The sequence below is a fragment of the Nocardioides sp. genome (assembly GCF_031422975.1).
Classification (GTDB): Bacteria; Actinomycetota; Actinomycetes; order Propionibacteriales; family Nocardioidaceae; genus Nocardioides.
Map to the genome: position 1 here is coordinate 1 of NZ_JANPEO010000600.1, position 2,783 is coordinate 2,783.

Annotated in this window: 4 protein-coding genes; 1 reads left to right on the plus strand and 3 read right to left on the minus strand. The window is 70.3% G+C overall.

The annotated features are described in order from the left end of the window. Together RMO85_RS17850 and RMO85_RS17855 are read right to left on the minus strand one after the other, a co-directional pair. The coding region (locus RMO85_RS17850; protein WP_310530065.1) for a response regulator at window positions 1–315 on the minus strand (315 nt) is incomplete at its 3' end. After that, window positions 312–1,565, minus strand: coding sequence for an ATP-binding protein (locus RMO85_RS17855; protein WP_310530066.1), 1,254 nt, complete (start codon window positions 1,563–1,565; stop codon window positions 312–314). The genes RMO85_RS17855 and RMO85_RS17850, both read right to left, overlap by 4 nt. A 120-nt stretch (window positions 1,566–1,685) precedes the next feature. Here RMO85_RS17855 and phoU point away from each other — a divergent pair, with 120 nt between their 5' ends. Beyond that, the gene (phoU, locus tag RMO85_RS17860; RefSeq protein ID WP_310530067.1) at window positions 1,686–2,342 is read left to right on the plus strand and encodes a phosphate signaling complex protein PhoU; all 657 of its coding nucleotides are present in this window, start codon (window positions 1,686–1,688) and stop codon (window positions 2,340–2,342) included. A gap of 69 nt (window positions 2,343–2,411) precedes the next feature. On the opposite strand, the gene RMO85_RS17865 is transcribed toward phoU, so the two are convergent. Continuing rightward, window positions 2,412–2,783: 2,3-bisphosphoglycerate-dependent phosphoglycerate mutase (locus RMO85_RS17865; RefSeq protein WP_310530068.1), on the minus strand; the 372-nt coding region annotated here is incomplete at its 5' end.

Sequence of the window (2,783 nt, forward strand, 5' to 3'; positions counted from 1 at the left end):
GGGGGAGTAGGGCTTGGTGACGTAGTCGTCGGCGCCGAGCTCGAGGCCGACCACCTTGTCGACCTCGTCGTCCTTGGCGCTGACCATGATCACCGGGACCGACGACGTCGCCCGGATCTGGCGGCACACCTCGGTGCCGGGAATGCCGGGCAGCATCAGGTCGAGCAGCACGATGTCGGCTCCGTTGCGCTCGAACTCCGCGATGGCGGCGTTGCCGTCGGCGGCGATCGCCACCTCGTAGCCCTCCTTGCGGAGCATGTAGGCGAGCGCGTCGCTGTAGCTCTCTTCGTCCTCGACGACGAGTACCCGGGTCACCGGCGTACCTCCTGCTGTTGTGTGTCGACGCCCTGTGCGGCGTCGCGGGTGGTGGCTCGTGGGGGTTCGGTTCCGGGCGTACGGCGCGGGGGCGCGATCATCGGCACCGGCTCCGTCGGCCCGATGCTGTGCGGGTGCGGGTTCAGGGGGAGCGTCAGCGTGAAGGTCGACCCCTGTCCCTCCACGGACCAGACACTGACGTCGCCGCCGTGGGTGGCCGCGACGTGCTTCACGATCGAGAGCCCGAGCCCGGTGCCGCCGGTGGAGCGGTGCCGGGCCGGGTCGACGCGGTAGAACCGCTCGAAGATCCGGTCGATCTCCCGGGCGGGGATGCCGATGCCCTGGTCGACGACCGAGATCTGAGCGGTGTCGCCGAGTGACTTGGTGCTGACCAGCACGCGCGATCCCGCGTCGGAGTAGGCCACCGCGTTGGCGACCAGGTTGCTCACCGCGGCACTGATCTGGTCGAGGGAACCGAACACCTCGAGCTCGTGGTCCCCAGTGGTCACGAGGGTGATGTTCCGGGCGCCCGCGTCGATCGTGCTGGTGTCGACGGCCGCGGCGACCACGTCGTCGAGGGAGACGGGGACCGGCGCCTCGAGCGGGTCGTCGCCCTGGAGCCGCGAGAGCTCGATGATCTGTTGGACCAGCTTGGTCAGCCGGTCGCTCTCGGTGAGCATCCGCGAGGCGAACCGCTCCACGGCCTCGGGGTCGTCGGCCGCAGCGGTCACGGCCTCGGCGAGCAACCGGATCGCGCCGACCGGCGTCTTCAGCTCGTGGCTGACGTTGGCGACGAAGTCGCGGCGTACGGACTCGACCCGACGCTCGCGGGTGCGGTCCTCCACCAGGGCCAGCACCAGCCGCGATCCCAGCGGCGCGACGCGAGCGATCACGGTGCGGGCGCTGGCGTTGTCGGTGCCGAGATGCAGCTCCGTCTCGCGGATCTGGCCGTCGCGGCGTACCTGTCGGATCAAGGCGATCAGGTCTGCGACGAGGACCTCGTGGCCGCGGACCAGCCCGAGCGCGTAGGCCGGGGCGGAGGCCTTGAGGACGTGGTCGTCAGGGTCGACGACGACGGCACTGGACCGGAGCACGGAGAGCACCGCGGCCACTCCCGGCGGCACGAGGGGCTCGTCCACGCGGGGCAGGCGGGACTGCTGGCGGTCACTGACGTGCCAGGCGAGTACGCCGCCGCCGGCGACGATCGCACCGATGACGGCCGCCAGCGCTGCCTGCGTCGTCGGATCCACGCCATGATCGTACGCATCGTAGGACGTCGCAAACGCCCAGCCGGCGCCGAGCACGCAGTGTTCACGCCTCGTTCACCTCAGACGGCGCGGGCTTGTCGGGCCCGCGCTTAGGCTGCACCCATGCGTGAAGTCTTCCATGACCAGCTCGACGCCATCTTCATCGACCTCGCCACCATGTGCGGTCAGGTGGAGACCGCTGTGAACCGCGCGACCGCGGCCCTCCTGACCGGCGATGCCGCGATCGCCGAGGAGGTGATCAGCGCCGACCAGGCCATCGACGCCAACCGGGAACGGGTGGAGGACAACGCGTTCGCGCTGCTCTCGCTCCAGCAGCCGGTCGCCGGCGACCTGCGCGTGGTCGTCTCCGCGCTGCGGATGGTCAGCGAGCTCGAGCGGATGGGCGACCTCTCGGTCCACGTCGCCAAGATCGCGCGCCTGCGGGTGCCCAACATCGCCGTACCCGACTCGATCCGCGACACCATGGTCAAGATGGCCGAGGTCGCCGAGGACATGGTGCGTCGGGTCAAGGCGATCATCGCCGACCGCGACGTCGAGGCCGCGATCGCGCTCGGTCGCGACGACGAGATCATGGACCAGCTCCGCCGCAAGAGCTTCATCGAGCTGTTGGGTGACGACTGGGCGCACGGGGTCGAGGCAGCCGTCGACATCGCCCTGCTCGGTCGCTACTACGAGCGCATCGCCGACCACGCGGTCTCCGTCGCCAACCGCGTGATCTTCGTGGTCACCGGCGAGCAGATCTCGCGCCGCGAGGACTGAGCTCGCGCCCCGCTGCGCGACACCCGAACTCCGTGGCCCTCTCCGGGCTGGCTGTATCTGACGTGAAGGTCAGCGACCCTGGTTGGCCACGGCCGCAGCGGCTGCCGCAGCGGCCTCGGGGTCGAGGTACTCCCCGCCGGGCACGGTCGGCGTGAGCGACTCGTCGAGGCGGTAGACCAGCGGCATGCCGGTGGGGATGTTGAGCCCGGCGATGTCCGCGTCCGAGATGCCGTCGAGGTGCTTGACGAGCGCGCGCAGCGAGTTGCCGTGCGCGGCGACGAGCACGGTCTGGCCCGACTGCAGGTCGGGGACGATCGAGTCCTCCCAGTAGGGGAGGAAGCGGGCGATGACGTCCTTGAGGCACTCGGTGCGCGGCATGTCGGCGCCGAGGTCGGCGTAACGCGGGTCGCCGGCCTGGGAGAACTCGCTGTCGTCGTCGAT